Here is a 26,072-nt window from a genome sequence, read left to right on the forward strand (position 1 = left end):
CCCGGCTGCCCGGCCTGACCCCGGCTACTCGGCCTGACCGGCTACTCGGCCTGACCCCAGAAGGCGTCGGAGACGTCGATGTCCTCGACGCACTCGTCGATGTCGGAGATCTTGTCGCCGATGACGGTGAAGACGAGGGCGCCGTTCATCTCGATGCCCATCCCCTTGTCCTCGCGCGTGGCGTAGAACCGGTTCGCCGCCACGGCGTGGCCGCGGCCGTCGACGGAGACGGCGATCAGCTCGACGCGCATCTCGCCGCGGGTGAGTTCGAACATCTTCCGGTACATGTCGAGGACGTTGTCCCGGCCCTTGATGTGCCCGGATATCTGGCTCTCGCCGGGCGAGTGGTGCGTACAGTCCGCCGTCATCAGCTCGCCGACGGCCTCCATGTCTCCTCTGGTCCACGCGTCGAAGCCCCGGCGGATCAGGGCGGCGTGAGGGTGCTCAGCCATCGCTCATCGACCCCTCTCGGTCGAACGGGTGCGCTGCCGGAAGCCCTCCCCTTCCAGTCTCCGACTACCCTCGCCCCCATGCCACCGGCCAAGAAGCGCACCCGTCGCTACGACTCCGCCAAGACCAGGGCGGCCGTGCTCGCCCAGTTCGCCCACGTACGGGAGGCGGTCGCGGCGCTCACCCCCGAGCAGCTCGACGGGCCGACCCGGCTGGGGGAGTGGACGGTACGGGACCTGGCGGCGCACCTCGTGTGGACGGTCGACGACGTCACGCAGCTCCTGGCAGCGCCGGAGCGCCCGGGACAGGAACGGCTCGCGCTGCTCGACTGGCCGTTCATGACGGCCGGAGCGGCCGAGCGGATCGACGCGCACACCCGGGCCGTGGACGCCTCCGACCTGCCGGGGCTCTCCGCGCGCGTGGCGGCGGATTACGAGCGGGCGCTGCAGGGCGCCTCCGACGAGCGGCTCGTGGCGCTGAGCTTCGGCGCGATGACCCTCGCCGACTTCCTGGTCACCCGGACCGTCGAGCTCGTCGTCCACACCGACGACCTCAACGCGGCGACGGGCGCCGGCGTCCCCTATGACCGGCAGGCGCTCGCCGCCTGCACCCGGCTGCTCGCCGACGCCCTCGCGGCGAAGGCACCGGGCGGGGCGGTCGAGGTGCGGATCCCGCCGTACGCGGTGGTGCAGTGCGTGGAGGGCCCCCGGCACACCCGGGGCACCCCGCCCAACGTGGTCGAGACCGACCCGCTGACCTGGATCCGGCTCGCGACCGGGCGGGCGGAGTGGGCGACGGAGCTGGACGGGGCCCGGGTCGGCGCGAGCGGCGAGCGGGCCGATCTGAAGGACTTCCTGCCCCTGATGGGCTGAGGTTCCCGCACGGTCGGCGCCCCGGGCGCGGGCGACGTCAGGGGCCGGGTGGCACCGTTCCCGGAGGCGAAGCGGAACCGACTTCCGCCGCTTTCCGTCCCACCCCCATGCAGACGCAGACGACGCGCACCCTCGCATCCGCCGCATCCGCCGCCGCCCTGGCCCTCTTCCTCGCCGCCTGCGGTACCGAAGGGGGAAGTTCCGGATCCGGTCCCGGCTCCGGATCCGACTCCCTCGCCCCCGACCTGGTCGTCGCCGGTACCCACTGGACGATCGGGGCCGTCACGGTCGACGGCCGCAGGTCCGCCGCCCCGGACGGCGCCCGCGTCGAGTTCGGCGCGGACGGCCGCGCCCGCGGGAACAGCGGCTGCAACACCTTCGGCGCGACCGTCGCCGTGAAGGGGGACACGCTGACCGTGGCCCCGCAGGAGATCACCGAGATGGGCTGCCCCGGGGACCGGCAGCGCTTCGAGGCCGACCTGGTCAAGGCCTTCACCGGCCCGCTCAAGGGCAGGCAGAAGGGCGAGGCCCTCACCCTGACCTCCCCGGACGGCCGCAACGGCCTGGAGCTGGCCGCCGAGCCCGACGTCCCGCTGCGCGGCACCACCTGGAAGATCGACGGGCTGGTCTCCGGGGGCACCGCGTCCTCGCTGACCCCGGGCACCGGGGGCAAGGCCCGGCTCGTCATCGGCGCCGACGGCAAGGTCTCCGGCAACCTGGGCTGCAACAACTTCGGCGCCACCGCCCGGGTCGAGGGGAAGAAGCTCATGGTCGAGGGACCCGCGGCGACGACCCGGATGATGTGCACGGGCACGCAGATGCAGCTGGAGACGCAGCTGTACGAGATCCTCGACGGCCCGCTGACCTATCGCCTGGACCACCGGACGCTGACGCTCACCGACGCCCGGGGCGAGGGCCTGACGGCGACGGCCGCCCCCGCTGGCGGAACCTCCGAGAGGACGGGCGGAACGGACGGCCAGGACCAGCCGGCATCCGGGTGAACGAGGCTCTCCGGGGTGCCCTCCGTCACATCGCCGCCGCCCTCCGAGGCTGGTACGAGCGTCCGCTCGGAGGGCACCCGGGGCGGGAATCCCTTACCGTGCCTGCCTCGTAGGCCTCTCCAGGCCAGAGATGATCATTTCGTGCGATCGCACGAGTGGGGCGGGCCCCGCATTTCCTCAATTCGGACCAGTGGTCGAGCCCGTCTACACTCGGAAACGTGCCACGTGGTGACGGTCGACTCAATCACGACCTGCTTCCCGGCGAGAAAGGCCCCCAGGACGCTTGTGGCGTCTTCGGTGTCTGGGCTCCGGGTGAAGAGGTCGCAAAGCTCACGTACTTCGGGCTCTACGCCCTCCAGCATCGGGGCCAGGAATCCGCGGGTATCGCGGTCAGCAACGGCTCCCAGATCCTCGTCTTCAAGGACATGGGCCTCGTGTCCCAGGTCTTCGACGAGACCTCTCTCGGTTCACTCCAAGGTCATATCGCGGTCGGTCACGCCCGCTACTCGACCACCGGGGCCTCCGTGTGGGAGAACGCGCAGCCGACGTTCAGGGCAACCGCCCACGGCTCGATCGCGCTCGGCCACAACGGCAACCTGGTGAACACGGCGCAGCTCGCCGAAATGGTCGCCGACCTGCCCAAGAAGGAAGGCCGCAGCACCCGCGTCGCGGCCACCAACGACACCGACCTGCTGACGGCGCTCCTCGCCGCCCAGGTCGACGACGAGGGCAAGCCGCTCACCATCGAGGAAGCGGCCGCCAAGGTCCTCCCCGATGTCCGGGGCGCCTTCTCCCTCGTCTTCATGGACGAGCACACGCTCTACGCGGCCCGCGACCCGCAGGGCATCCGCCCGCTGGTCCTCGGCCGCCTGGAGCGCGGCTGGGTGGTCGCGTCCGAGTCCGCCGCCCTCGACATCTGCGGCGCGAGCTACGTCCGCGAGGTCGAGCCGGGCGAGATGATCGCGATCGACGAGAACGGCATCCGTACCTCGCGATTCGCGGAAGCGAAGCCCAAGGGCTGTGTCTTCGAGTACGTGTACCTGGCCCGCCCGGACACCGACATCGCCGGCCGGAACGTGTACCTCTCCCGCGTGGAGATGGGCCGCCGCCTGGCGAAGGAGGCGCCCGTCGAGGCCGACCTGGTGATAGCGACGCCGGAGTCCGGAACCCCGGCCGCGATCGGCTACGCCGAGGCCTCGGGCATCCCGTTCGGCGCCGGCCTGGTGAAGAACGCCTACGTCGGGCGCACCTTCATCCAGCCCTCGCAGACCATCCGCCAGCTCGGCATCCGGCTGAAGCTGAACCCGCTCAAGGACGTCATCAAGGGCAAGCGCCTGGTGGTCGTCGACGACTCGATCGTCCGCGGCAACACCCAGCGCGCCCTCGTCAAGATGCTCCGCGAGGCCGGCGCGGCCGAGATCCACATCCGGATCTCCTCGCCGCCGGTGAAGTGGCCCTGCTTCTTCGGCATCGACTTCGCCACCCGCGCGGAGCTGATCGCCAACGGCATGTCGATCGAGGAGATCGGCAAGTCGCTGGGCGCGGACTCGCTCTCGTACATCTCGATCGACGGGATGATCGAGGCGACCACGATCCAGAAGCCGAACCTCTGCCGTGCCTGCTTCGACGGCGAGTACCCGATGGAGCTGCCGGACCCCGAGCTGCTCGGCAAGCAGCTCCTGGAGACCGAACTGGCCGCGGGTCCCGCTGCCACGGCGGCCTCCGACGCGCTCCGCCGCCCGTGAGGTCCGACGCCCGTAAGACCCCGCTGCAACCGCAGTACGACACGAAAGTTCTTCAGCATGTCTACTGAGTCCTCCGAGCGTGCTCCGCACGCGGGCACTGGTGCCAGCTACGCGTCCGCGGGCGTCGACATCGAAGCGGGTGACCGCGCCGTCGAGCTCATGAAGGAGTGGGTGAAGAAGACGCAGCGCCCCGAGGTCCTCGGCGGCCTGGGCGGCTTCGCCGGCCTCTTCGACGCCTCCGCCCTCAAGCGCTACGAGCGTCCGCTGCTCGCCTCCGCCACCGACGGCGTCGGGACGAAGGTCGACATCGCCCGCCAGATGGGCGTGTACGACACGATCGGCCACGACCTGGTCGCGATGGTCATGGACGACATCGTCGTCTGCGGCGCCGAGCCGCTCTTCATGACCGACTACATCTGTGTCGGCAAGGTCCACCCGGAGCGGGTCGCCGCCATCGTCAAGGGCATCGCGGAGGGCTGCGTCCTGGCCGGCTGCGCCCTGGTCGGCGGCGAGACGGCGGAGCACCCGGGCCTCCTCGGCCCGGACGACTTCGACGTCGCCGGCGCGGGCACGGGTGTCGTGGAGCACGACCGGCTGCTCGGCGCCGATCGCATCCGTACGGGGGACGCGGTCATCGCCATGGCCTCCTCCGGTCTTCACTCCAACGGGTACTCGCTCGTCCGGCACGTGGTCTTCGACCGCGCCGGCATGACGCTCGACCAGCGGGTCGACGAGCTCGGCCGGACGCTCGGCGAGGAGCTCCTGGAGCCCACGAAGATCTACTCGCTGGACTGCCTGGCCCTCACCCGGACCACGGACGTCCACGCGTTCAGCCACATCACGGGCGGCGGTCTCGCGGCCAACCTGGCCCGGGTGATCCCGGACGGCCTGCACGCCACGGTCGACCGTTCGACCTGGGCGCCGGGCGCGATCTTCGACCTGGTCGGCAAGGCCGGTCAGGTGGAGCGCCTGGAGCTGGAGAAGACCCTGAACATGGGCGTCGGCATGATGGCGGTCGTGCCGGCCGAGTTCGTGGACGCGGCCCTGACGACGCTGGCGGACCGGGGCGTCGAGTCCTGGGTCGCGGGCGAGATCACCGAGCGCGGCGCGCACACCACGGGCGCGGAGCTGGTCGGCGACTACGCGAAGTGACCCTCGTCGGTACGAGGTGACGGGGCGCTCCTGAGGGGGCGCCCCGTTCGCGTCGGCGCGGCGTGTCCCGTGGGTGTCGCGCGTCCCGTGCGGCGTGGGCGCGGCGTGTCCCGTGCGTGTCGCACGGCCTGCGGCGGCCCGGACGCGGACAGCACAGAAACCCGGCCGGGTGATCCCGGACCGGGTTTCCGTATGCGATTCAGAAGGTCAAGCGCGACGCGGGGACGCGCTCGGACCGGACTCGTCGTCCTCGTCCTCGTCGTCCTCGTTATAGAGATCCGCGTACTGGGCGTACGGGTCGTCTTCCTCGTCGTCGTCCTCGAACGGCTCGCCATTCGGCGGCTGGTTCGAAGTCGAAGCGCCCAGCTCATTGGCCAGACGCGTCAGGTCCGTCCCGCCGCTGCTGTACTTCAGCTGGCGGGCGACCTTGGTCTGCTTGGCCTTTGCCCGGCCGCGCCCCATGGCTCGACCCCCTCGGTGACGGGGCTCGGTGGCCCCAGAGTCTTGACACGCGTTCATGATTCGGAACGGACTCTCGACAGAGAGACCGGTCCGTAGGGCTTCAACGGTACCTGTTTCCGCGGGTCTACGGTACGCCGCGCGCATCACATACCCCGGTACAGAACCATCGAGGTGCCCATTCCTCGCTGGTCAATCGCGATTTTAACCTCTTCTCGAGGCCCGACCCGCCGAGGGGCGTGAGCGAAGTCTCCCCGCGGTCGCTCCCTGGTCGCTCCGTGGCCCTCCCACGGACGTCCCACGGTCACCCCGGCGGCGGGCCGGCCCCGGACGGGCTCAGGCGCGGCGCGCGTCGGCCATCCGCTGCTCGGCGATCCGGTCGGACGCCGCCGCCGGCGGAATCCCGTCCGCCTTCGCACGTGCGAAGATCTCGAGGGTGGTGTCGAAGATCTTCGTCGCCTTCTTCTTGCAGCGGTCGAAGTCGAAGCCGTGCAGCTCGTCGGCGACCTGGATCACGCCACCGGCGTTGACCACGTAGTCGGGCGCGTAGAGGATCCCGCGCTCGACGAGGTCCTTCTCGATGCCCGGGTGGGCGAGCTGGTTGTTCGCCGCGCCGCAGACGATGCTCGCGGTGATGAACGGGACGGTCTCCTCGTTCAGGGCGCCGCCGAGCGCGCAGGGCGCGTAGATGTCGAGACCCTCGACGCGGATCAGCGCCTCGGTGTCCTCGACGACGGTGACCTGCGGGTGCTTGTCCGTGATCCGGCGCACCGACTCCTCGCGCACATCGGTGATCACGACCTCGGCGCCGTCCTCCAGGAGGTGCTCGACGAGGTAGTGGCCGACCTTGCCGACGCCCGCGACGCCGACCTTGCGGCCGCGCAGCGTCGGGTCGCCCCAGAGGGTCTGCGCGGAGGCGCGCATGCCCTGGAAGACGCCGTAGGCGGTGAGGACGGACGAGTCGCCCGCGCCGCCGTTCTCGGGGGAGCGGCCGGTGGTCCACTTGTTCTCGCGGGCCACGACGTCCATGTCGGCCACGTAGGTGCCGACGTCGCAGGCCGTCACGTACCGGCCGCCGAGGGAGGCGACGAAGCGGCCGTAGGCGAGGAGGAGCTCCTCCGACTTGATCTTCTCCGGGTCGCCGATGATGACGGCCTTGCCGCCACCGTGGTCGAGACCGGCCATGGCGTTCTTGTACGACATGCCGCGGGCCAGGTTGAGGGCGTCGGCGATCGCCGCGGCCTCGGTGGCGTACGGGTAGAAGCGGGTGCCGCCGAGGGCGGGGCCCAGGGCGGTGGAGTGGAGGGCGATGACGGCCTTGAGGCCGGTGGCGCGGTCCTGGCAGAGCACGACTTGCTCGTGGCCACCCTGCTCCGAGTGGAACAGGGTGTGCAGTACATCAGCAGGAACGCCGGTCACATCGGTCACGGTGGTGACTCCCAAGTACGAAGCGGCGGTTGCGGACCTCCCTGTGGGTGGGGGAGGACCAGTTCGGCACGAGGGTAAGTCCTACCTGGGCGTAGATCGGCCGCAGTGCTCAGGATCACCCCCTCCCGGAGTACCTCCGTGGAAGGATTCGCGACATGTCGGTCGCTTCCTCGGTCCTCATTCCCTACGCGTCCTATCTGCGGGTGTACGAGCCGCTGGCCGCGTTCCCCGAGCCGGAGCGGACCCACTGGGCCCGGTACGCCCGCCTGCCGCGCACCCCGGGGGCGCAGGAGGAGCTGCGGCGCTCGCTGGCCGACCTGCTGCCGACGCCGCCGGTCCCGGTGCCGGTGCACGAGAGCGGGGAGGCCTTCGTCGCCCGGCTGGACGGAGTGGTGGTGGTCTGCCCGTGGCGGACCCGGCTGCGGGGGTGGCTGGCGCTCCAGGAGCTGGACGGCCAGTTCCCCGAGCCGGTGCTCGACGCGATGCTGCCGCCGGTGGTGCGCCTGCAGGTGGCGAGCGACTACGAGCGCTGGCTGAGCAGGAACCCGGACGCGCGTCCGTGGATCCGTACGGCGGTCTGGCAGGTGCCGCTGCGCTGGTTCGCGCTCTTCGGGGACGAGGAACGGGAGTACGAGCCGGGGGAGCCGCCGTCCGGCGCGGGTGCGGGCGGTGAGGGCGTCGCGGCCGGCGAGCCCGCGGCCGGCGCGGGTGCGGCCGGGGCGGGGCGGGCTCCGGTGCTGCGCTACCGGACGACGATGGCGCAGGCGCGCCGCCGTCTCGCGCGGGCGCTGCGGGCCCTGCGGGAGTCGATCGACGACGGTCCGATGACGGAGGGCCTGATCGAGGTGGGGCGCTGGCTGGAGGAGTTCCATCCGCGGGCGCTGGTGGAGCTGGACTTCGGCGGGCTGGTGCATGCGCTCCCGGAGGAGTGGCTGGCGGCGGACCGGTCGGCGGCGCAGCTGGCGGAGGGGATCGCGGCACTGCGGGCCGGCGACGGCGAGCGGGCGAGCGAGGCGTACGGGCGGCTCGCGGAGCGCTGGCGGACGGTCAGGGACCTTCGCTTCGCGAATTGACATCAGTCGGGCATCTTCGTCAGGTCGGTATCGACAAGACATGTCCGACGGGTGTAAATGATCTTCATGGCTGTCCGGATACCGCCTGCCCGGTTTTGAATGCCGAGCGGTCGCGGGTCTTTCGGCACCTGCTGGGCGGGGACGTTGGTCCCGATCCGGGCCTTTGGCTCAAGCGTGACGGACAGCACGTAACGCACCCTTGCGCCCATCACCCACCCTCGTGCCAAAATAGGACAAGGAGTCCGGGGAGGGTTCCTTCCGTCCATCTATGGGCGGAACGCTCAGCATTGCACTCTATGGGGGGTCTGAGGACTCCTGATCGCTCTGTGACTGATCGTCACAGTGGCGTGACTGTCCGTTATGGCATGGTCCATCGACTTCCGCCGCTGATGAACACCTGCGAGGGCAATTCCATCGGTTTGGCCGACGTGGCTGGACGGATGGTGTAGTTGTAGTGCCGAGGACAAGCCGTTCGTCCTATAACCGACTCGGCCCGCTTCTGCCATTTCGGGCAACGCGGGTCAAGGTGCAGAATTTAGAGGAAAGAACCGAGATGGTTCGGTTCTCCCGAGGAGGCCGCTCATGACCGCTCGCACCCCTGATGCCGAGCCGCTGCTGACCCCTGCCGAGGTTGCCACGATGTTCCGCGTGGACCCGAAGACGGTGACCCGTTGGGCGAAGGCCGGGAAGCTCACGTCCATCCGCACCCTGGGTGGGCACCGCCGGTACCGCGAAGCTGAGGTTCGCGCTCTGCTGGCGGGCATTCCGCAGCAGCGCAGCGAGGCCTGAGGTCGCGCAAACACCCCGCAGTACCCGCAGTACCCCGTAACACCGGGCCCGTCCGGATCCCCCAATCCGGTCGCCCACACCTAGCTCTGCCGACGGATTCCTGCCCCAACAGGCCTTCGTCAACGATCGCGCTGGACTCCGCCGGGTCTGGCGCGATCTTCTTTTGTGTCCGGCGCCACTCTGCGAGGGGTGGTGCAATTGCACATATTAAATCGGGCCGGTGTAGGGAGGGTGTAAGTGAAGCGGTTTCTGAAACTACTTCAGTGACTCCCGTCACACTGGCGAACTCTTGCCAAAGAACAGCCTCCCACTTCGCGGAACGGCCTCAACCCGCCGTTGGTCATGGGTCGGTGGGACTTTCGTCCCCACTCCCGTCCGCCGGCCCCACGGGCCCACCCGCCGGGCCTCCGCACCCTCCGAGCCCTCCCTCGGCGCCCTCCAGGCCCTCCTCGGCCTCCTCAGGCCCCTCCTCGGGGCCCTCGGGCTCCGGGAGGTCCATGGAGAGCCGCAGGAGGCGATGGCAGACCACGCAGTGGCGGGTGAGGTGTCCGTACCGGGACGCGGCCGCCAGATGGGCGCGCAGCAGTGCTCTCGTCTCGTGCCGTGCTGCGGACGCCGCGGCCATGCGCGACCACCTCCGGTGTGGGCCCCGAATCCCTGATGTCCGGGGTACCGGCGGGCTCCTGGCCCCGTCAAGCACCGGGACACAACGAAGGCCCGCATCTCGCGATGCGGGCCTTCGTGAAAAGCGACTCTGACGGGACTTGAACCCGCGACCTCCACCTTGACAGGGTGGCGAGCTAACCAACTGCTCCACAGAGCCTTGCTCGCAGCCCCTCGTAAGCGGCTGCGAGCAAGACTGTACAGCAGGTCAGGGGGTCCGGTCGAACTCACCGACGGCGACGCCCCGCTACGGGGCCGCCGCGTCGATCGCCTTCACGATCCGCTTGTCCGAGATCGGGTACGCCGTGCCCAGCGCGTGCGCGAAGTAGCTCACCCGCAGCTCCTCGATCATCCAGCGGATGTCGGTGACCTCGGACGGCACCGGGCGGCCCTTGGGGAGCTGTTCGAGCAGCCAGGCGTACTCGTCCTGCATCTCCTGGACCTTCTCCATCCGGGTGGTGTCCCGCTGGACCCCGGTCGGCATCTGCTGGAGCCGCCGGTCCACCGCCACCAGATAGCGCATCAGGTCCGGGAGCCGCTTCAGCCCCGTGCGGGTGACGAAGCCCGCCGGCATCAGCCAGGCCAGCTGGTCGCGCACGTCGGTCAGGTTGTTGATCAGCGCCAGGCTGTTCGTCGACTTCAGCCGGCGCTCGCACGCCTGCCAGGCCGCCAGGATCTGCTGGACCTGGCCCACCGTCCGCACGGTCGTGTCGACAAGGTCCGCGCGGACCTTGTCGTACAGCTTCCGGAACGACTCCTCGTCCCACGCCGGGCCGCCGTGCTCCGCGATCAGCTTGTCGGCCGCCGCGGTGGCGCAGTCGTCGAAGAGGGCCTGGATCGAGCCGTGCGGGTTCGAGGACAGGGCCAGCTTCTGCTGGTTGGTCAGCTTGTCCGAGGCGAACTTCGCCGGATTCACCGGGATGTTCAGCATGATCAGCTTCCGGGTGCCCCGCCACATCGCCCGCTCCTGCTCGGCCTCCGTGTCGAAGAGCCGTACGGCGACGGTCGCGCCCTCGTCCACGAGCGCCGGGTACGCCTTGACCGGCTGCCCGCCGCGCTTGGCCTCGAAGACCTTCGTGAGCGTCCCGATCGTCCAGTCCGTGAGCCCCGCGCGTTCCAGGGAGGGACCGGAGCCGTCCGGGCCCCCGGTGGCCGCCGCGGCGGCCTGGGAGAGGGCCTTGCGGGCCTTCGGGCGCAGCCGCAGCCGCAGCGTCTCCAGATCCTTGTCCTCGGCGAGCTTCCGGCGCCGCTCGTCGACGATCCGGAACGTCACCTTGAGGTGCTCGGGGACCTTCGCCCAGTCGAAGTCCTCGGCCGTCACCGGCACGCCGACCATCCGCTGGAGTTCGCGGGCGAGCGCCCCCGCCAGCGGCTCCTGCACCGGCACCACCGCGTCGAGGAAGCGGGAGGCGAAGTTCGGTGCCGGCACGTAGTGGCGGCGGATGGGCTTCGGCAGGGAGCGGATCAGCTCCGTGACGACCTCGCCGCGCAGACCGGGGATCTGCCACTCGAAGCCGTCGTCCGTCACCTGGTTCAGGACCTGGAGCGGGACGTGGACGGTCACGCCGTCGGCGTCCGCCCCGGGCTCGAACTGGTACGTCACCCGGAACTTCAGCGGACCCTGCCGCCAGGAGTCCGGGTAGTCGTCCTTGGTGACCCCGGCGGCCTTCTCGTTGATGAGCATCTCGCGCTCGAAGTCCAGGAACTCCGGTTCCTCGTGGCGCTTGTGCTTCCACCAGGAGTCGAAGTGGGCGCCGGAGACGACGTGCTCGGGGACGCGCTTGTCGTAGAAGTCGAAGAGCGTCTCGTCGTCGACCAGGATGTCCCGGCGCCGCGCGCGGTGCTCCAGCTCCTCGACCTCGGTGAGGAGCCTGCGGTTGTCCGCGAAGAACTTGTGGTGGGTGCGCCAGTCGCCCTCCACGAGCGCGTTCCTGATGAACAGCTCGCGGGAGACCTCGGGATCGATCCGGCCGTAGTTGACCTTGCGGTCGGCGACGATCGGGACGCCGTACAGCGTCACCTTCTCGAAGGCCATCACGGCCGCCTGGTCCTTCTCCCAGTGCGGCTCGCTGTACGTCTTCTTCACCAGGTGCTGGGCGAGCGGCTCGATCCACTCGGGCTCCACGCGCGCGTTGACCCGGGCCCAGAGGCGCGAGGTCTCCACCAGCTCGGCGGACATGACGAAGCGCGGGGGCTTCTTGAAGAGCGCGGAACCGGGGAAGATCGCGAACTTGGCGTTCCGCGCGCCGAGGTACTCGCCCCGGCCGGCGTCGCGGCGGGCGCCGTCCTTCGCCCCGTCCTTGGACTCCTTCACGTCCTTCATGCCGATGTGGCTGAGCAGGCCGGCCAGGAGCGAGACGTGGACGGACTGCTCGGGCGCGTCCTCCTCGTTGAGGTGGATGCCCATCTGCTTGGCGACCGTCCGCAGCTGGCTGTAGATGTCCTGCCACTCGCGGATGCGCAGGAAGTTCAGGTACTCCTGCTTGCACATCCGGCGGAACGAGCTGGAGCCGCGCTCCTTCTGCTGCTCTCGGACGTAGCGCCAGAGGTTCAGGAAGGCGAGGAAGTCGCTCGTCTCGTCCTTGAACCGGGCGTGCTGCTGGTCGGCCTGCGCCTGCTTCTCCGAGGGCCGCTCGCGCGGGTCCTGGATCGACAGCGCCGCCGCGATCACCATGACCTCGCGGACGCAGCCGTTCCTGTCGGCCTCCAACACCATCCGGGCGAGCCGGGGGTCCACGGGCAGCTGGGAGAGCTTCCGGCCCTGCTGGGTCAGCCGCTTCTTGGGGTCCTTCTCCGCCGGGTCGATCGCGCCGAGCTCCTGGAGGAGCTGCACGCCGTCCCGGATGTTGCGGTGGTCCGGCGGGTCGATGAAGGGGAACTTCTCGATCTCGCCGAGGCCGGCCGCGGTCATCTGGAGGATGACGGAGGCGAGGTTCGTCCGGAGGATCTCGGCGTCCGTGAACTCCGGCCGCGTGAGGAAGTCGTCCTCCGAGTACAGCCGGATGCAGATGCCGTCGGACGTACGGCCGCAGCGGCCCTTGCGCTGGTTGGCGCTGGCCTGGCTGACCGGCTCGATCGGCAGCCGCTGCACCTTGGTCCGGTGCGAGTAGCGGGAGATGCGGGCGGTGCCCGGGTCGATCACGTACTTGATGCCGGGGACGGTCAGGGAGGTCTCGGCGACGTTCGTCGCGAGGACGATCCGGCGGCCGGAGTGCGCCTGGAAGACCCGGTGCTGCTCGGCGTGGGAGAGCCGTGCGTAGAGCGGGAGGACCTCCGTGTCGAAGAGCTTCCTCTTGGTGAGAGCGTCCGCCGTGTCGCGGATCTCGCGCTCCCCGGAGAGGAAGACCAGGACGTCGCCGGGACCCTCCTTCTGGAGCTCGTCGACGGCCTCGCAGATCGCGGTGATCTGGTCCCGGTCGCTCTCCTCGGAGTCCTCCTCCAGGAGCGGCCGGTAGCGGACCTCGACCGGGTACGTACGGCCGGAGACCTCGACGATCGGGGCGTCGCCGAAATGGCGGGAGAAGCGCTCCGGGTCGATGGTCGCCGAGGTGATCACGACCTTGAGGTCGGGGCGCTTCGGCAGCAGCTGGGCCAGGTAGCCGAGCAGGAAGTCGATGTTGAGGGACCGCTCGTGGGCCTCGTCGATGATGATCGTGTCGTAGGCGCGCAGCTCGCGGTCCGTCTGGATCTCGGCGAGCAGGATGCCGTCCGTCATCAGCTTCACGAAGGTCGCGTCGGGGTTCACCTGGTCGGTGAAGCGGACCTTCCAGCCGACGGCCTCGCCCAGCGGGGTCCTCAGCTCCTCGGCGACCCGCTCGGCGACGGTGCGGGCGGCGATCCGGCGGGGCTGGGTGTGCCCGATCATGCCCCGGACGCCCCGGCCGAGCTCCAGGCAGATCTTCGGGATCTGGGTGGTCTTACCCGAACCCGTCTCACCGGCGACGATCACGACCTGGTGGTCGCGTATCGCCTCCAGGATCTCGTCCTTCTTCTGCGAGACGGGCAGCTGCTCGGGATACGTGACCGCGGGCACGCGGGAGGCGCGCCCGTCGACGCGCTCCTTGGCCTTGGCCGCCTCGACGGCGATCTCGTCCAGGACGGCCGCGCGGGCCTCGGGCTTGCGGATGCGGCGGGCGCCTTCGAGACGGCGGCCGAGCCGGTGGGAGTCCCGCAGCGAGACCTCGGCCAGGACGGACTGGAGGGCGGCGAAGGAAGTAGACATACGGAATCCAGGATCGCACCTGCGGCCGAGAAGCGGCGAACCGATTTACGAGTGGCCGCCCGGGACCGCACGAGTGGCCGCCCGGGGGACCGGACGAGTGGCTCCCCGGGGCGCCCGCGGGCACCCCGATGACGGGTGGCTTCCGGATACGGGGTGGTGGGGTGCGTACTATTTCGGGCACGTCGACCGGACCGGAGAGGTTTCGCATGTTCCGCACCACCCGCGTGCCGGCGGCGTTCGCCGCGCTCGTGGCGCTGGTCCTCGGACTCCTGGTGTGCGGTGCGACACCGGCCACGCCCGCGGGGACGGCCCCGGTCGTCCTGGGCGCCGCCGTCCCCGGCTGCGACCCGGGCCATCCCGTCGACGAGGGGGCCGCCGGCCCCGTCGTACCGCCTCGCGCGCACGCCTTCGCGGACCTGCTGCCGGCCCTGGCCGCCGACCGGACGCCGTGCGGCGCCCGGGAGCGGGACGCGGCCGGCCGGGGCGGGCCGGCGGGACGGGAGCCACCCGCGCGCGTACCCCTGTCTCCCGTGGAGCTCTCGGTCCTGAGGGTCTAGACGGACGGCCGTCCTCCGCCGTCCTCTTCCTTCCCTCTCCTCAGGAGCGCTTCCGCATGTCCAGGTCCAAGCCGATCGCCGTCGTCTCCGGGGTGGCCGTCGCCGCCGTCCTGCTCGGTGTCGTCTCGTACACCGCCACCAAGCCCGCGTCCCCCGGCGCCGCGGGTTCCTCCTCCGTCGCCGAGGTCTCCGCCGACCCCTCGGCCGGCGTCTACGCCGAACTGGAGGCGTACGCCCGCCGCGACGCCTCCGACAAGCTCGCCCTCGGCCGCGCCGACGCGCCCGTCGTGCTCATCGAGTACGCCGACTTCAAGTGCGGCTACTGCGGGAAGTTCGCCCGGGACACCGAGCCCGTCCTGATCGAGAAGTACGTCGACAACGGCACCCTGCGCATCGAGTGGCGGAACTTCCCGATCTTCGGCGAGGAGTCCGAGGCGGTCGCCCGCGCGTCCTGGGCCGCCGGGCAGCAGGGCCGGTTCTGGGAGTTCCACAGGGCCGCCTACGCGGAGGGCGCCAAGGAGAAGGGCTTCGGCAAGGACCGGATCGCGGCCCTGGCGAAGGAGGCGGGCGTCCCCGACGCGGCCCGGTTCGCGAAGGACAGCGAGGGGGCGGCGGCGCGCGCGGCCGTGAGCGCGGACCAGGAGCAGGGCTACTCCCTCGGCGCCACCTCCACCCCGTCCTTCCTGATCAACGGCCGGCCGATCGCCGGCGCGCAGCCGCTGGAGACGTTCACGGAGACGATCGAGGCCGCCGCGAAGGCCGCCAGGTCCGCCGAGGCCCCGAAGGCGCCGAAGCCGTCCGAGCCGTCCGAGCCGTCCGAGCCGTCCGAGCCGTCCGAGCCGTCCGAGCCGGCCAAGGCGTCCGAGTCGGCCGATGGTGCCGCGAAGCCCGGTCCGGACGCCGCGCGGTGACCTCCGGCATCGGCTACTTCGCCGCCTTCCTCGGCGGCCTGCTCGCCCTGCTCAGCCCGTGCAGCGCCCTGCTCCTGCCGGCCTTCTTCGCGTATTCGATCGACACGCGCGCGAAGCTGGTGGCCAGGACCGGCATCCTCTACGCGGGTCTGGCGACCACCCTCGTCCCGCTCGGCGCGGCGGGCTCCTTCGCGGGCCGCCTCTTCTACGGCCACCGGGAGCTGCTCGTCACCGCCGGCGGCTGGCTGATCATCGGCCTCGGCGTGCTGCAGATCCTCGGCCTGGGCTTCGCCTCCCGGCGGATCGCCGAGGCGAGCGGCCGGATCCGGCCCACGTCGGCGCTCTCCGTGTACGCCCTCGGGCTGGTCTACGGCCTCGCGGGCTTCTGCGCGGGACCGATCCTCGGCAGCGTCCTGACGGTCGCGGCGCTGAGCGGCAGCCCGGCGTACGGGGGGCTGCTCCTCGCGGTGTACGCGCTCGGCATGGCGGTTCCGCTGTTCGTGCTCGCGCTGCTCTGGGAGCGGTACGACCTGGGCCGCAGGTCCTGGCTGCGCGGCCGGCCGCTCCGGGTGGGGGGCCTCACGCTCCATTCGACGTCGCTGCTCTCGGGCCTGTTCTTCGTGGCCCTCGGGACGCTGTTCCTGGTCTTCGACGGGACGACCGCGCTGCCGGGCCTGCTGTCCGTGGACGACTCGTTCGCGGTGGAGCAGCGGGTGGCCTCGCTCGGCCGGGCGGTCCCGGACTGGGCGCTGCTCGTCGCGGTGGTGGCCGTGGTGGCACTGGTGCTCGCGCTGCGGGGCCGGCGGGGGAGCCGTGCGCGGGAGCGCGAGGAGACGTGACGGTACGGGGAGGAGGCGCCGGCCTCCTCCCCGTACGCCCCCGTGCGGGCACACGAAGCGGGCACACGAAGCGGGCACACGAAGCGGGCACACGAAGAAGGCCCCGTTCTTTCGAACGGGGCCTTCTGTTTGTGGCTGGGGCCGGGGTCGAACCGGCGACCTATCGCTTTTCAGGCGATCGCTCGTACCAACTGAGCTACCCAGCCACGAAGCTGTTTCCAGCTTCAGCGACTCTGACGGGACTTGAACCCGCGACCTCCACCTTGACAGGGTGGCGAGCTAACCAACTGCTCCACAGAGCCATGCTTGTGTGCGATCACTAGTCTCGCACACGGTGATGCGTGCCCCCAACGGGATTCGAACCCGTGCTACCGCCTTGAAAGGGCGGCGTCCTGGGCCACTAGACGATGAGGGCTAGAGGCTCACCTGCGCACTTCTCAGTGCGTCGGGGACGTGAGAAGCATATGGGATGCCGGGCGCTATCGCCAAAACGGTTTCCGGCGGGGGGACAATGGGCGCGTGCTGGAGATGACGCGCGAGGAGTTCGAAGAGCTGGTCGCCGAGGCCCTGGACCGGATTCCGCCGGAGCTGACGCGGCTGATGGACAACGTCGCGGTGTTCGTGGAGGACGAGCCCGCCCCGGACGATCCCGACCTGCTCGGGCTCTACGAGGGGACGCCGCTGACCGAGCGCGGTGAGTGGTACGCCGGTGTCCTGCCGGACCGGATCACGATCTACCGGGGGCCGACGCTGCGGATGTGCGCGTCGCGCGAGGACGTGGTCGCGGAGACCGAGATCACGGTGGTGCACGAGATCGCCCACCACTTCGGCATCGACGACGAACGGCTGCACGCCCTGGGCTACGGCTGAGCCGCCCCCGGCGCACGCCCGGGGCCTTTCGGGCGTGTCCCTTGTGGCGCCGGGGGAGTTGGGCAGGGCAACGCGTTCCGTTGTTCCTGCCTGTCGTGTCCTGGAGGTGCCCCCGTGCGCCATTTGCCCACCCGTGTCCGATGGGCCGCCGCCGCGCTGGCCGTCGCGGCCTGCGCCGGTCTGAGCGGCTGTATGAGTGTGAGTGACGAGGGGGCGAAGCCGGCGCCCGGCGCGTCCGGCGGGAAGCGGGGCGTGGCGACCGAGTCCGGTGGCGGTGCGGCCGGGGAGCCCGGCGGCGACGCCGGCGCGTGGAACGGCCGGCCGGACGCCGGCGGCCCCGACGTGGCCGGTTCCGGTACGGATTCCCCGGTGCCGAGCGGCTCCCCCTCGGGCACGGCGAAGCCCTCCCCTGGCACGGTGCTGCCGGTGGAGGGGCCGGGCGGCCCCGGCGGCCCGTCGAAGCCGCAGCCGACGGGTGGTCAGGACGGCCCGGGCGGCGGCTCGGGCGGTGCGGCGGGCGGCGGCGCCGGGGGCGGGAGCGCGGGCGGCGGCAGCGGTGGCGCGGCGAACGGCGGCGGATCGGGCGGTCCGGGCGGCGGGGGCACGCCCACGCCGGAACCGACCGCGGAGCCGACGCCCGAACCGACGCCCGAACCGACCGTGGAGCCGACGCCCGAGCCGACGCCGGAGCCGACCTCCCATCCGACCGATCCGCCGTCGCCCGGACCCGACACCCAGATGGGTGCGCTGCGTGCGGCGGACGGTCCGGGGGCACCCTCGGAGCCGGTGGCGTCTCCGCAGGTCGGGCCGGTGTGAGGGAGTCCGATTTGCCATAGGTGGGGGAGGGTGCGTATGGTGGTAGATCGTTTGATCCCATTGCCCGGCGCCGACACAGAAGAGCGCCGTGTGGCGCGTACTCTCCCTAGCCGTGGCTGACCGCATTGAGGCGGTCGTTTGCGAAATCACGGAGTTGACGGGCGCGTGCCGAGACTCCGGAAGGTTTCGCATTTCGCATGTCCATTTTCAGTTCTGATCACGCCGTCATGCCCGAGAACGACGAGATCGTCGACGCCGCCGAGGCTGTCGCGATCGTCGAGATCGACACCGACGACCTCGCCGAGGCCGTAGAGGCCCTCGACACCGACTCCGACGACGACTCCGTCGAGGAGCCCGCCGAGCCCACCATCACCTTCGGCGACCTCGGTCTGCCCGAGGGCGTCGTGCGCAAGCTCGCGCAGAACGGTGTGACCACCCCCTTCCCGATCCAGGCCGCGACCATCCCGGACGCCCTGGCCGGCAAGGACATCCTGGGCCGTGGGCGTACCGGCTCGGGCAAGACCCTCTCCTTCGGTCTGCCGCTCCTGGCCGGTCTGGCCGGCGGCCACACCGACAAGAAGAAGCCCCGCGGCATCATCCTCACGCCGACCCGTGAGCTCGCGATGCAGGTCGCGGACGCCCTCCAGCCCTACGGCGACGTGCTCGGCCTCAAGATGAAGGTCGTCTGCGGCGGTACCTCCATGGGCAACCAGATCTACGCCCTGGAGCGCGGTGTCGACGTCCTCGTCGCCACCCCGGGCCGTCTCCGCGACATCATCAACCGCGGCGCCTGCTCCCTGGAGAACGTGAAGATCGCGGTCCTCGACGAGGCCGACCAGATGGCCGACCTGGGCTTCCTGCCCGAGGTCACCGAGCTGCTCGACCAGATCCCCGGCGGCGGCCAGCGCATGCTCTTCTCCGCCACCATGGAGAACGAGATCGGCACCCTGGTCAAGCGCTACCTGACCGACCCCGTCACGCACGAGGTCGACAGCGCCCAGGGCAACGTCACGACCATGAGCCACCACGTCCTCGTCGTGAAGCCGAAGGACAAGGCGCCGGTCACCGCCGCCATCGCCGCCCGCAAGGGCCGCACCATCATCTTCGTCCGCACCCAGCTCGGCGCGGACCGCATCGCGGAGCAGCTGTGCGACGCCGGTGTGAAGGCCGACGCGCTGCACGGCGGCATGACGCAGGGCGCCCGTACCCGCGTCCTGGAGGACTTCAAGAAGGGCTACGTCAACGCGCTCGTCGCGACCGACGTCGCCGCCCGCGGCATCCACGTCGACGGCATCGACCTGGTCCTCAACGTGGACCCGGCCGGCGACCACAAGGACTACCTGCACCGCTCGGGCCGTACCGCCCGTGCCGGCCGCTCCGGTGTCGTGGTCTCCCTGGCCCTGCCGCACCAGCGCCGTCAGATCTTCCGTCTGATGGAGGACGCGGGCGTCGACGCCTCGCGCCACATGGTCGGCGGCGCCGGCGCGTTCGACCCCGAGGTCGCCGAGATCACGGGCGCCCGTTCGCTGACCGAGGTCCAGGCCGACTCGGCGAACAACTCGGCCAAGCAGGCCGAGCGCGAGGTCGTCGACCTGACCAAGCAGCTGGAGCGCCTGCAGCTCCGCGCCGTCGAGCTCCGCGAGGAGGCCGACCGCCTGGTGGCCCGCGCCGCCCGTGAGCGTGGCGAGGACCCGGAGGCCGCTGTCGCCGAGGTGGCCGAGGCCGCCGAGGCCGAGATCGCGGCCGCCGCCGTCGAGGCCGAGCGTGCCGCCCGCGCCGAGGAGCAGCGCCGCGAGGAGCGTCCGGCCCGCGACGAGCGGGGCAACTACGAGCGTCGTGACCGTGGCGGCTTCAACCGCGACGACCGCGGTGACCGTGGCGGCTTCCGCGGCGGCGACCGCGGTGGCGACCGTGGTGGCTTCCGTCGTGACAACGACCGTCCGTCCGGTGGCTTCCGTCGTGACGACCGTCCGTCGGGTGGCTTCAACCGTGACGACCGCGGTGGCGACCGTGGCGGTTTCCGTCGTGACAACGACCGTCCGTCCGGTGGCTTCCGTCGTGACGACCGTCCGTCGGGTGGCTTCAACCGTGACGACCGCGGTGGCCGTTCTTTCGAGCGTCGTGACAACGACCGTCCGTCCGGCGGTTTCCGTCGTGACGACCGTCCGTCGGGCGGTTTCAACCGTGACGACCGCGGTGGCCGTTCTTTCGAGCGTCGTGACAACGACCGTCCGTCCGGCGGTTTCCGTCGTGACGACCGTCCGTCGGGTGGCTTCAACCGCGACGACCGTGGCGGCCGTTCTTTCGAGCGCCGTGACGACCGTCCGTCCGGCGGCCACCGTGGCAGCGACCGTCCGTTCAACCGCGACCGCCGCGACGACCGCCCCGCCGGCGGCTTCCGCCCGGGTGGCGGCGACCGCCCGTACGGCCGTCGTGACGACCACCGCGGCACCGGCTCGACCGGTTCGACCGGTGGCTCCTTCGGCCGCCGCGACGACAAGCCGCGCTGGAAGCGCAACGGCTGAGGTCGGCTGACCTGACAACACACAGGGCCCGTACAGCACTTCGGTGCCGTACGGGCCCTGTGCGTGCGTCCCGCGACACGGCCGGAACAGGGGCGTCCCGAGCGCCGTTCGGGGTCCGCTCCGCCCGCCGTCGCGGGAACGGGCCCCGAGCCGTCGCGTATACCCGATCGGTTCGGGGGATCTCTCGGGCTATGCTGCACGGGTGTGCTTGTCCACGGGCCGTTAGCTCAATTGGCAGAGCAGCGGACTTTTAATCCGTTGGTTGTGGGTTCGAGTCCCACACGGCCTACGTGTGGCAGGCGGGGGCTTCGGTCTCCGAGCTGCCGAGGAGCGCCCCGACCGGTTTCGACCGGTCGGGGCGTTTCCGTATCCGGGCCGCGGTGAGCAGCACCGTGGGTGACTCTGGTTCGTGGACGCTGAGCGTGGAGGTGGGGACCGTGACGGTGAACGGATCCGGTGATCCGATGGGCCGGGCCAGAACACTGGCGCGGTGGGCGCTCGGCGCCGCCGCGGCGGCGGTCGTGCTGCTGCTGACCGGGCTCGGGGGCGCCGGTCTGCTGGTGCTCCTGGGCGCGCTCGTCGGGCTGGTCTGTTCGGCCGTCGGCATCTGGTGGTTCCTCGCCCACCGCGGGCCGCTGCGGGTGGCCGGCGCGCTGCTGGCCGTCGCCGCGCCGCTCGCCGTCCTCGTCCTGTACGTCCTCTGGGGCCCCTGGCTGACCGGGCTCGGGGCCCTCGCCTCGTGGAGCGTGGCGCTGGTCAGCGCGCGGGCCGCCCTGCGCCTCATCCGGGACGTGAACGGAACTCCGGCCCGTCAGCGGCCGAAGCGGCGCCCGCGGCCGAAGCGACCGGTGCTGATCATGAACCCGAAGTCCGGGGGCGGCAAGGTCGCCCGCTTCGGGCTCGTCGAGCGGGCCGAGAAGCTGGGCGCGCGGGTCGTCCTCATCGATCCGTCCGTCGAGACCGATGTCGCCGCGCTCGCCAGGGAGGCCGTCGCCGACGGCGCCGACCTGCTCGGGGTGGCCGGCGGGGACGGCACCCAGGCGCTGGTCGCCGCCGTCGCCGCCGAGCACGACCTGCCCTTCCTCGTCATCTCCGCCGGAACCCGCAACCACTTCGCCCTCGACCTGGGGCTCGACCGCGCCGACCCGGCGACCTGCCTGGACGCCCTCGTCGACGGTGAGGAACTCCGGGTCGACCTCGGCTCGGTGTCCGGGCGGGCGTTCGTCAACACCGTCTCCTTCGGCGTGTACGCGGATGTCGTCCAGCTCCCCGAGTACCGCGACGCGAAGGCCGGCACGGCCGTCGACGTGCTCCCCGACCTGCTCCAGGGCGGTGGCGGCGACCGCCTCGACGCGACCGCCGACGGACAGTCGCTCCCCGCCCAGCAGGCCCTGCTCGTCAGCAACAACCCCTATGCCGCGCCCGATCCGTTCAGTGCCGCCGCCGCCAGAAGACCGCGCCTGGACGGCGGTGAGCTCGGGGTGATCGCCGTCCGGGTCGACGGGGCCGCGCAGGCCGCCGAGATGGCCGTACTGGGCACGAACTCGACCGGGTTGAACGTCCTGACGGCCGCCCGGGTCGAGGTGACGGGGAAGGCCGCGGCCCCCGTCCCCGTGCCCCCCTCGGTCCTCGTCCCCGCGCCGGCCCGGGCCCCCGGCACCCCCGGCACCATCGCCGTCGCCGTCGACGGTGAGGCGCTGACCCTTCCCACCCCCGTCGTCTGCACCCTGCGGCCCCGCGCCCTGCGGGTGCTCGTGCCGCGCCACCGGCCCGGCGTCATCGAGCCCCAGCCGCGCCTCGACTGGCGCCGCATCACCGAACTCGCCTTCCAGACCCCCTCGAGGAGCAGTGACTCATGACCGGCACCACCCCCACCCCCACCTCCGCTCCCGCCCCCGCCTCGAACCCCGTCCGGGCCGTCTTCCGGGACCTCCTCGCGATCGACGGGGCGGTCTACGCCGCCGTGGCCGCCACCCCCACGCCCACGCTCGACACGGGCCTGCGCAGGCTGTCGAGGGCGGCGAACCACTCCAAGATCTCGTTCGCCGTGGCGGCCGGACTCGCCCTGGTTCCCGGCCGGCCGCGGCGCGCCGCGCTGGCCGGCGTCGGGGCGGTGGCCGTCGCCTCTGCCACGGCCAACCTGCTGGGCAAGCGCCTCGTCCGCAGGCCGCGCCCGGACCGCGAGGCGGCCCGGGTCGTGGTGGCCCGTCATGTGCGGATGCCGGACTCGGCGTCGTTCCCCTCCGGGCACACCGCGTCGGCCGTGGCCTTCGCGACCGCCGCGGGGGTCGCCTTCCCGCCGGTCGCGGTGCCCCTGCACGTCCTGGCGATGGCCGTGGGCTACTCACGTGTCCACACGGGGGTGCACTACCCGGGAGACGTCGCCGCGGGCGCGCTCCTCGGCGTGGCGAGCGCCGCCGTCTCCCTGACGGCCGTGGCCTCCTTGGTGCCCGCCAGGGGGAAGTGACCGGGCGTCGGGAGAGACCCGCCCGGCCGACGGGAGGCGGCGGCGGTCCGTACGCCGACCGCCTCCGTACGCCCGCCGATCGCGTGCGCGGGCCCGCGTACGGGCCGCCCTCAGTACGTCGCGCGGGCCAGGTCCTCCTCCGAGAGGTCGAGCGCGGCGAGCCGCTCCGGGTCCGCGAGGATCTGCAGCTCGACGATCCTGTCCCCGGCGATCGTGAACGCCATGAGCGCGCCCGGGCGTCCGTCGCGGACGGAGAGGAACGCGGGCGCGCCGTTGACGATCACCGGCAGCGAGGCCTGCTTGAACCTGGCGTACGTGAGGGCCTGCGCGATGACCGCCTCGGCGCCCCGCACGACCTTGGAGACGGCCGCGAGCGTCCGGCCGCCGTCCGCGCGGAGCACCACGTCCGGGTCGAGGACGGCGAGCAGTCCCTCGAAGTCGCCGCCGTGCGAGGCGGCGAGGAAGGCGTCGGCGATCTCCCGCTGCCGGCGCGCGTCGGGCCCGGGGGCGGGGGTGGCGTCCTGGACACGGCGGCGGGCGCGGCTGGCGAGCTGGCGGGTGGCGGCCGGGGTGCGGTCCACGATCCGCGCGATCTCGTCGAAGGAGACGGCGAACATGTCGTGGAGGACGAACGCGAGCCGCTCGGCCGGGCCCAGGGTCTCCAGGACGACCAGGAGGGCGAGGCCGACGGATTCGGTGATCTCGGCCGCGTGCTCGGGGTCGGTGGTGCCGGCGACCCGGACGACCGGGTCGGGGACGTAGTACTCCAGCGGGTCCTCGCGGCGCGAGCCGCGCGAGCGCAGCATGTCGAGGCAGACGCGGCCGACGACCGTGGTCAGCCAGCCGCTGAGGTTGCCCACGGCGCTGACGTCGCTGCGGTTGAGCTTGAACCAGGCCTCCTGGACGGCGTCCTCGGCCTCGCTGAGCGAGCCCAGCATCCGGTACGCGACCGCCCGCAGATGTCCCCGGTCGGCCTCGAAGCGGCGGGCCAGCAGGTCCTTGTCGTCGGTGCGGTTGTCGCGGTTCTGGTCCACTCGTCGCTCTCCCCGTTCGCGTCCCGTCATGTCCTCATGACGGACCCAACCTCGTCGATGTGACGCCGCCTGTCACTCCCCTTCCGGCGGGGCATCGGCGGTCCCGGGGATTCCGCTACGTGAGATCCACGCCGCCGCACGGTGAACGCCCGGGATTCCCCGGTCGATGGCTCGGAGCGCCGGGGATCGTCCCTTCAGCGCGGTGATCATCATCCGTAGATTGATTCTCATGACGACGACAACTTCGCAGGTCAACGCCGTGCTCCGTACCCCGCCGGCCTCTCCCGCCGCCGCTGCCGCGTACTTCTCCGCGAGCCTCGCCTTCCACGCCGATGTCTCCGACGTGGCCTCCGTGCTGGCCGCCGCGGCCGCCGACGGCACCGACCCGGGCTTCGTGGTGATCGACTCGCGCTCGACGGCCTCCTGGGACCAGGGGCACGTCCCCGGCGCCGTCCACCTGCCGACCGCGCTCATCCCCGAGCAGGCCGAGCGGCTGCTCGACCGGTCCGTGCCGGTCGTCACGTACTGCTGGGGCCCTGGCTGCAACGGCGCCACGCGCGCCGCGCTGGCCCTCGCGGAGCTGGGGTTCCAGGTGAAGGAGATGCTCGGCGGCTTCGAGTACTGGGTGCGCGAGGGCTTCGCGTACGAGACCTGGGAGGGGCCCGCGGAGAAGGCCGCGGACCCGCTCACGGCGCCGGTGGACTCGGACGACTGCGGCTGCTGACGGAAATCGATTTCCGGATCGCCCCGCCCATGCCGTACAGTCGTGTTTACCGACGCGGGGTGGAGCAGCTCGGTAGCTCGCTGGGCTCATAACCCAGAGGTCGCAGGTTCAAATCCTGTCCCCGCTACTCAGTAGCACGAAGGCCCGGATCCAGTCACTGGATCCGGGCCTTCGTCGTTTCCGCATGTCGGCGCTTGACCTTGACGCAACGTCAAGATCTAGCGTTCTCGGCATGGAGTGGTCGATCCAAGAGATCGCCAAGAAGGCCGGCACCACCAGTCGCACCCTCCGGCACTACGGGGAGCGCGGGCTGCTGGAGCCGAGCCGGATCGGCGCGAACGGTTACCGGTACTACGACCAGGCGGCGCTCGTGCGGCTGCAGCGGATCCTGCTGCTGCGCGAGCTGGGGCTCTCGTTGCCCGCGATCGCCGAGGTCCTGGCGGGGCAGCGGGACACGTCCGCCGCCCTGCGCACCCATCTCGCGCTCCTGGAGCAGGAGCGGGAGCGCATCGGCCGGCAGATCGCGTCGGTGCGGACCACTCTCCACAAGACCGAGAGCGGAGAAGAACTCATGGCCGACGAAGTGTTCGACGGTTTCGACCACACGGTGTACGAACAGGAGGTCACCGAGCGTTGGGGCCGCGACGCCTACGAGAGCGGCGACCGGTGGTGGCGCTCGCTCACCGACGCCCAGAAGAAGGCGTTCATGGCGGAGCAGGCCGGCATCGCCCGCGACTTCGCGCAGGCGCTCAGGGACGGTCTCGCCGCCGGCAGCGACGCGGTGCAGGAGATCGCGCGGCGCCAGGTCGCGTGGCTGTCCGCCACCACGACCCCGAGCAAGGAGTACGTGATCGGTCTCGGCCGCATGTACGTCGACGACCCGCGCTTCACCGCGAACTACGACCAGCACGGCGAGGGCACCGCGGTCCTCGTCAGGGACGCGCTGGAGATCTACGCGGAGCGGAACCTCTAGCAGGTGAACGATGGCCGGAACCCGGCCAGTCCCTTTGTGCGCCCGCACTGCCTCGCCGTAGTGTCGCGCGCACCATGAGTGACGAGCGTGTGAGTGACGTATGCCGGCGGGCGCCCGCCGTGCTCGTCCTGCTCGCGCTCCTCGCCCTCCTCGTCAGCGTCTGCCACGGCTCGCACGGGCACGTGCTGCCGCCCTCCGGCTCCGCGGCCGTCGTCTCGGCCCCCGCGCTGCCGCACGGCTGCGACCGGTCCGGAGAGGCATGGTCCTTCGACGTCCACCTCCCCGCGCAGACCGCCGCCGCGCCCCTCGCCGCGCCGGACGCCGGCGGAGCCGTACTCCTGCCGTACGCGGCCGACCTCCGCACCGACCCCCGCGCGCGCTGCGTCCGGGGCAGGGCGGGACCCGGCCCCGAGCCGGGCCGGCTGCTGATCGCCCTCGGAGTGGACCGGAACTGAGCCGGGTCCCGCCCTCGCGTGACCAGGCCCCCTTCCGCGTACTCACC

Annotated in this window: 24 protein-coding genes and 6 tRNA genes; 19 read left to right on the forward strand and 11 right to left on the reverse strand. The window is 71.4% G+C overall.

Annotated elements, in window-relative coordinates; genetic code table 11:
* Positions 1-41: 41 nt before the first annotated feature.
* The gene (locus tag AMK27_RS19235; RefSeq protein WP_073909194.1) at positions 42-452 is read right to left on the reverse strand and encodes a nuclear transport factor 2 family protein; all 411 of its coding nucleotides are present in this window, start codon (positions 450-452) and stop codon (positions 42-44) included.
* Between the two features lie 78 nt (positions 453-530).
* On the opposite strand from AMK27_RS19235, the gene AMK27_RS19240 reads away from it, so the two are divergent.
* From AMK27_RS19240 to purM, 4 genes are all read left to right on the forward strand, one after another.
* The gene (locus tag AMK27_RS19240) at positions 531-1,322 is read left to right on the forward strand and encodes a maleylpyruvate isomerase family mycothiol-dependent enzyme (protein ID WP_073909199.1); all 792 of its coding nucleotides are present in this window, start codon (positions 531-533) and stop codon (positions 1,320-1,322) included.
* 107 nt (positions 1,323-1,429) lie between these two features.
* Positions 1,430-2,323 (forward strand): META domain-containing protein, encoded by an 894-nt coding sequence (locus tag AMK27_RS19245; protein ID WP_073909204.1) that lies wholly within the window; start codon positions 1,430-1,432, stop codon positions 2,321-2,323.
* Positions 2,324-2,541: 218 nt separating this feature from the next.
* The gene (gene purF / locus AMK27_RS19250) at positions 2,542-4,068 is read left to right on the forward strand and encodes an amidophosphoribosyltransferase (protein WP_073909208.1); all 1,527 of its coding nucleotides are present in this window, start codon (positions 2,542-2,544) and stop codon (positions 4,066-4,068) included.
* Between the two features lie 57 nt (positions 4,069-4,125).
* Positions 4,126-5,220 (forward strand): phosphoribosylformylglycinamidine cyclo-ligase, encoded by a 1,095-nt coding sequence (gene purM / locus AMK27_RS19255; protein ID WP_073909212.1) that lies wholly within the window; start codon positions 4,126-4,128, stop codon positions 5,218-5,220.
* A 207-nt stretch (positions 5,221-5,427) separates the two neighbouring features.
* Here purM and AMK27_RS19260 read toward each other — a convergent pair whose 3' ends face one another.
* Positions 5,428-5,682, reverse strand: coding sequence for a DUF3073 domain-containing protein (locus AMK27_RS19260; RefSeq protein ID WP_030318267.1), 255 nt, complete (start codon positions 5,680-5,682; stop codon positions 5,428-5,430).
* A 333-nt stretch (positions 5,683-6,015) separates the two neighbouring features.
* The gene (locus AMK27_RS19265) at positions 6,016-7,107 is read right to left on the reverse strand and encodes a Leu/Phe/Val dehydrogenase (protein WP_073909623.1); all 1,092 of its coding nucleotides are present in this window, start codon (positions 7,105-7,107) and stop codon (positions 6,016-6,018) included.
* Between the two features lie 155 nt (positions 7,108-7,262).
* On the opposite strand from AMK27_RS19265, the gene AMK27_RS19270 reads away from it, so the two are divergent.
* Positions 7,263-8,180 carry a hypothetical protein gene (locus AMK27_RS19270; RefSeq protein WP_073909217.1) on the forward strand — a complete coding sequence of 306 codons (918 nt, stop codon included), beginning with the start codon at positions 7,263-7,265 and terminating at the stop codon, positions 8,178-8,180.
* A 2-nt stretch (positions 8,181-8,182) separates the two neighbouring features.
* On the opposite strand, the gene AMK27_RS42365 is transcribed toward AMK27_RS19270, so the two are convergent.
* Positions 8,183-8,368, reverse strand: a complete 186-nt coding sequence (locus AMK27_RS42365; RefSeq protein ID WP_143204866.1) for a hypothetical protein — start codon at positions 8,366-8,368, stop codon at positions 8,183-8,185.
* Between the two features lie 394 nt (positions 8,369-8,762).
* On the opposite strand from AMK27_RS42365, the gene bldC reads away from it, so the two are divergent.
* Positions 8,763-8,969: a developmental transcriptional regulator BldC gene (gene bldC, locus AMK27_RS19275; RefSeq protein WP_003949541.1), complete on the forward strand. Its 207-nt coding sequence runs from the start codon at positions 8,763-8,765 to the stop codon at positions 8,967-8,969.
* Between the two features lie 340 nt (positions 8,970-9,309).
* On the opposite strand, the gene AMK27_RS19280 is transcribed toward bldC, so the two are convergent.
* The 3 genes from AMK27_RS19280 to hrpA form a co-directional block, all read right to left on the reverse strand.
* Positions 9,310-9,594 carry a DUF6274 family protein gene (locus AMK27_RS19280; RefSeq protein ID WP_073909222.1) on the reverse strand — a complete coding sequence of 95 codons (285 nt, stop codon included), beginning with the start codon at positions 9,592-9,594 and terminating at the stop codon, positions 9,310-9,312.
* A 124-nt stretch (positions 9,595-9,718) separates the two neighbouring features.
* Positions 9,719-9,792 (reverse strand) — tRNA-Asp (locus tag AMK27_RS19285).
* A gap of 87 nt (positions 9,793-9,879) precedes the next feature.
* On the reverse strand, positions 9,880-13,854 hold the full coding sequence (gene hrpA / locus AMK27_RS19290; RefSeq protein ID WP_073909227.1) for an ATP-dependent RNA helicase HrpA: 3,975 nt from the start codon (positions 13,852-13,854) through the stop codon (positions 9,880-9,882).
* Positions 13,855-14,060: 206 nt separating this feature from the next.
* Here hrpA and AMK27_RS19295 point away from each other — a divergent pair, with 206 nt between their 5' ends.
* Genes AMK27_RS19295 through AMK27_RS19305 form a run of 3 tightly spaced genes read left to right on the forward strand, consistent with a single transcriptional unit; the run spans position 14,061 to position 16,161 of the window.
* Entirely contained in the window at positions 14,061-14,411 is a 351-nt protein-coding gene (locus AMK27_RS19295) for a hypothetical protein (protein ID WP_073909231.1), read from the forward strand.
* 56 nt (positions 14,412-14,467) lie between these two features.
* Entirely contained in the window at positions 14,468-15,322 is an 855-nt protein-coding gene (locus AMK27_RS19300; protein ID WP_073909236.1) for a DsbA family protein, read from the forward strand.
* A complete protein-coding gene (locus tag AMK27_RS19305; RefSeq protein WP_073909241.1) occupies positions 15,319-16,161 on the forward strand; it encodes a cytochrome c biogenesis CcdA family protein in 843 nt (280 codons plus the stop codon). The genes AMK27_RS19300 and AMK27_RS19305 overlap by 4 nt, the downstream gene beginning before the upstream one ends.
* Positions 16,162-16,293: 132 nt before the next feature.
* Here the strand turns inward: AMK27_RS19305 and AMK27_RS19310 are convergent.
* From AMK27_RS19310 to AMK27_RS19320, 3 genes are all read right to left on the reverse strand, one after another.
* Positions 16,294-16,367, reverse strand: a tRNA-Phe gene (locus AMK27_RS19310).
* 22 nt (positions 16,368-16,389) lie between these two features.
* Positions 16,390-16,463 (reverse strand) — tRNA-Asp (locus AMK27_RS19315).
* 40 nt (positions 16,464-16,503) lie between these two features.
* A tRNA-Glu gene (locus AMK27_RS19320) sits at positions 16,504-16,576 on the reverse strand.
* Positions 16,577-16,680: 104 nt separating this feature from the next.
* Between AMK27_RS19320 and AMK27_RS19325 the strand changes: the two genes are divergently transcribed.
* The 6 genes from AMK27_RS19325 to AMK27_RS19350 all read left to right on the forward strand — a co-directional run bounded on the left by AMK27_RS19325 (position 16,681) and on the right by AMK27_RS19350 (position 22,839).
* Positions 16,681-17,031, forward strand: coding sequence for a metallopeptidase family protein (locus tag AMK27_RS19325; RefSeq protein WP_198955898.1), 351 nt, complete (start codon positions 16,681-16,683; stop codon positions 17,029-17,031).
* A gap of 114 nt (positions 17,032-17,145) precedes the next feature.
* A complete protein-coding gene (locus tag AMK27_RS42710; RefSeq protein ID WP_158076924.1) occupies positions 17,146-17,847 on the forward strand; it encodes a hypothetical protein in 702 nt (233 codons plus the stop codon).
* Between the two features lie 197 nt (positions 17,848-18,044).
* Positions 18,045-20,372, forward strand: a complete 2,328-nt coding sequence (locus tag AMK27_RS19335; protein WP_073909250.1) for a DEAD/DEAH box helicase — start codon at positions 18,045-18,047, stop codon at positions 20,370-20,372.
* A 216-nt stretch (positions 20,373-20,588) separates the two neighbouring features.
* Positions 20,589-20,661: transfer RNA gene (locus AMK27_RS19340), tRNA-Lys, on the forward strand.
* 175 nt (positions 20,662-20,836) lie between these two features.
* Positions 20,837-22,231 carry a diacylglycerol/lipid kinase family protein gene (locus AMK27_RS19345; protein WP_198955906.1) on the forward strand — a complete coding sequence of 465 codons (1,395 nt, stop codon included), beginning with the start codon at positions 20,837-20,839 and terminating at the stop codon, positions 22,229-22,231.
* Complete coding sequence (locus AMK27_RS19350) at positions 22,228-22,839, forward strand: phosphatase PAP2 family protein (RefSeq protein WP_073909254.1); 612 nt, start codon at positions 22,228-22,230, stop codon at positions 22,837-22,839. Before AMK27_RS19345 ends, AMK27_RS19350 begins: the two co-directional genes overlap by 4 nt.
* A gap of 110 nt (positions 22,840-22,949) precedes the next feature.
* On the opposite strand, the gene sigJ is transcribed toward AMK27_RS19350, so the two are convergent.
* Positions 22,950-23,903: an RNA polymerase sigma factor SigJ gene (sigJ, locus tag AMK27_RS19355; protein WP_073909259.1), complete on the reverse strand. Its 954-nt coding sequence runs from the start codon at positions 23,901-23,903 to the stop codon at positions 22,950-22,952.
* Between the two features lie 199 nt (positions 23,904-24,102).
* Between sigJ and AMK27_RS19360 the strand changes: the two genes are divergently transcribed.
* The 4 genes from AMK27_RS19360 to AMK27_RS19375 all read left to right on the forward strand — a co-directional run bounded on the left by AMK27_RS19360 (position 24,103) and on the right by AMK27_RS19375 (position 26,025).
* Entirely contained in the window at positions 24,103-24,597 is a 495-nt protein-coding gene (locus AMK27_RS19360; protein ID WP_073909263.1) for a rhodanese-like domain-containing protein, read from the forward strand.
* Between the two features lie 53 nt (positions 24,598-24,650).
* Positions 24,651-24,724: transfer RNA gene (locus AMK27_RS19365), tRNA-Met, on the forward strand.
* A gap of 105 nt (positions 24,725-24,829) precedes the next feature.
* Positions 24,830-25,570 carry a MerR family transcriptional regulator gene (locus tag AMK27_RS19370; RefSeq protein WP_073909315.1) on the forward strand — a complete coding sequence of 247 codons (741 nt, stop codon included), beginning with the start codon at positions 24,830-24,832 and terminating at the stop codon, positions 25,568-25,570.
* 74 nt (positions 25,571-25,644) lie between these two features.
* Positions 25,645-26,025, forward strand: coding sequence for a hypothetical protein (locus tag AMK27_RS19375; RefSeq protein WP_143204867.1), 381 nt, complete (start codon positions 25,645-25,647; stop codon positions 26,023-26,025).
* Positions 26,026-26,072: the final 47 nt, after the last annotated feature.

Source organism: Streptomyces sp. CB02009 (genome assembly GCF_001905825.1).
Taxonomy (GTDB): Bacteria; Actinomycetota; Actinomycetes; order Streptomycetales; family Streptomycetaceae; genus Streptomyces.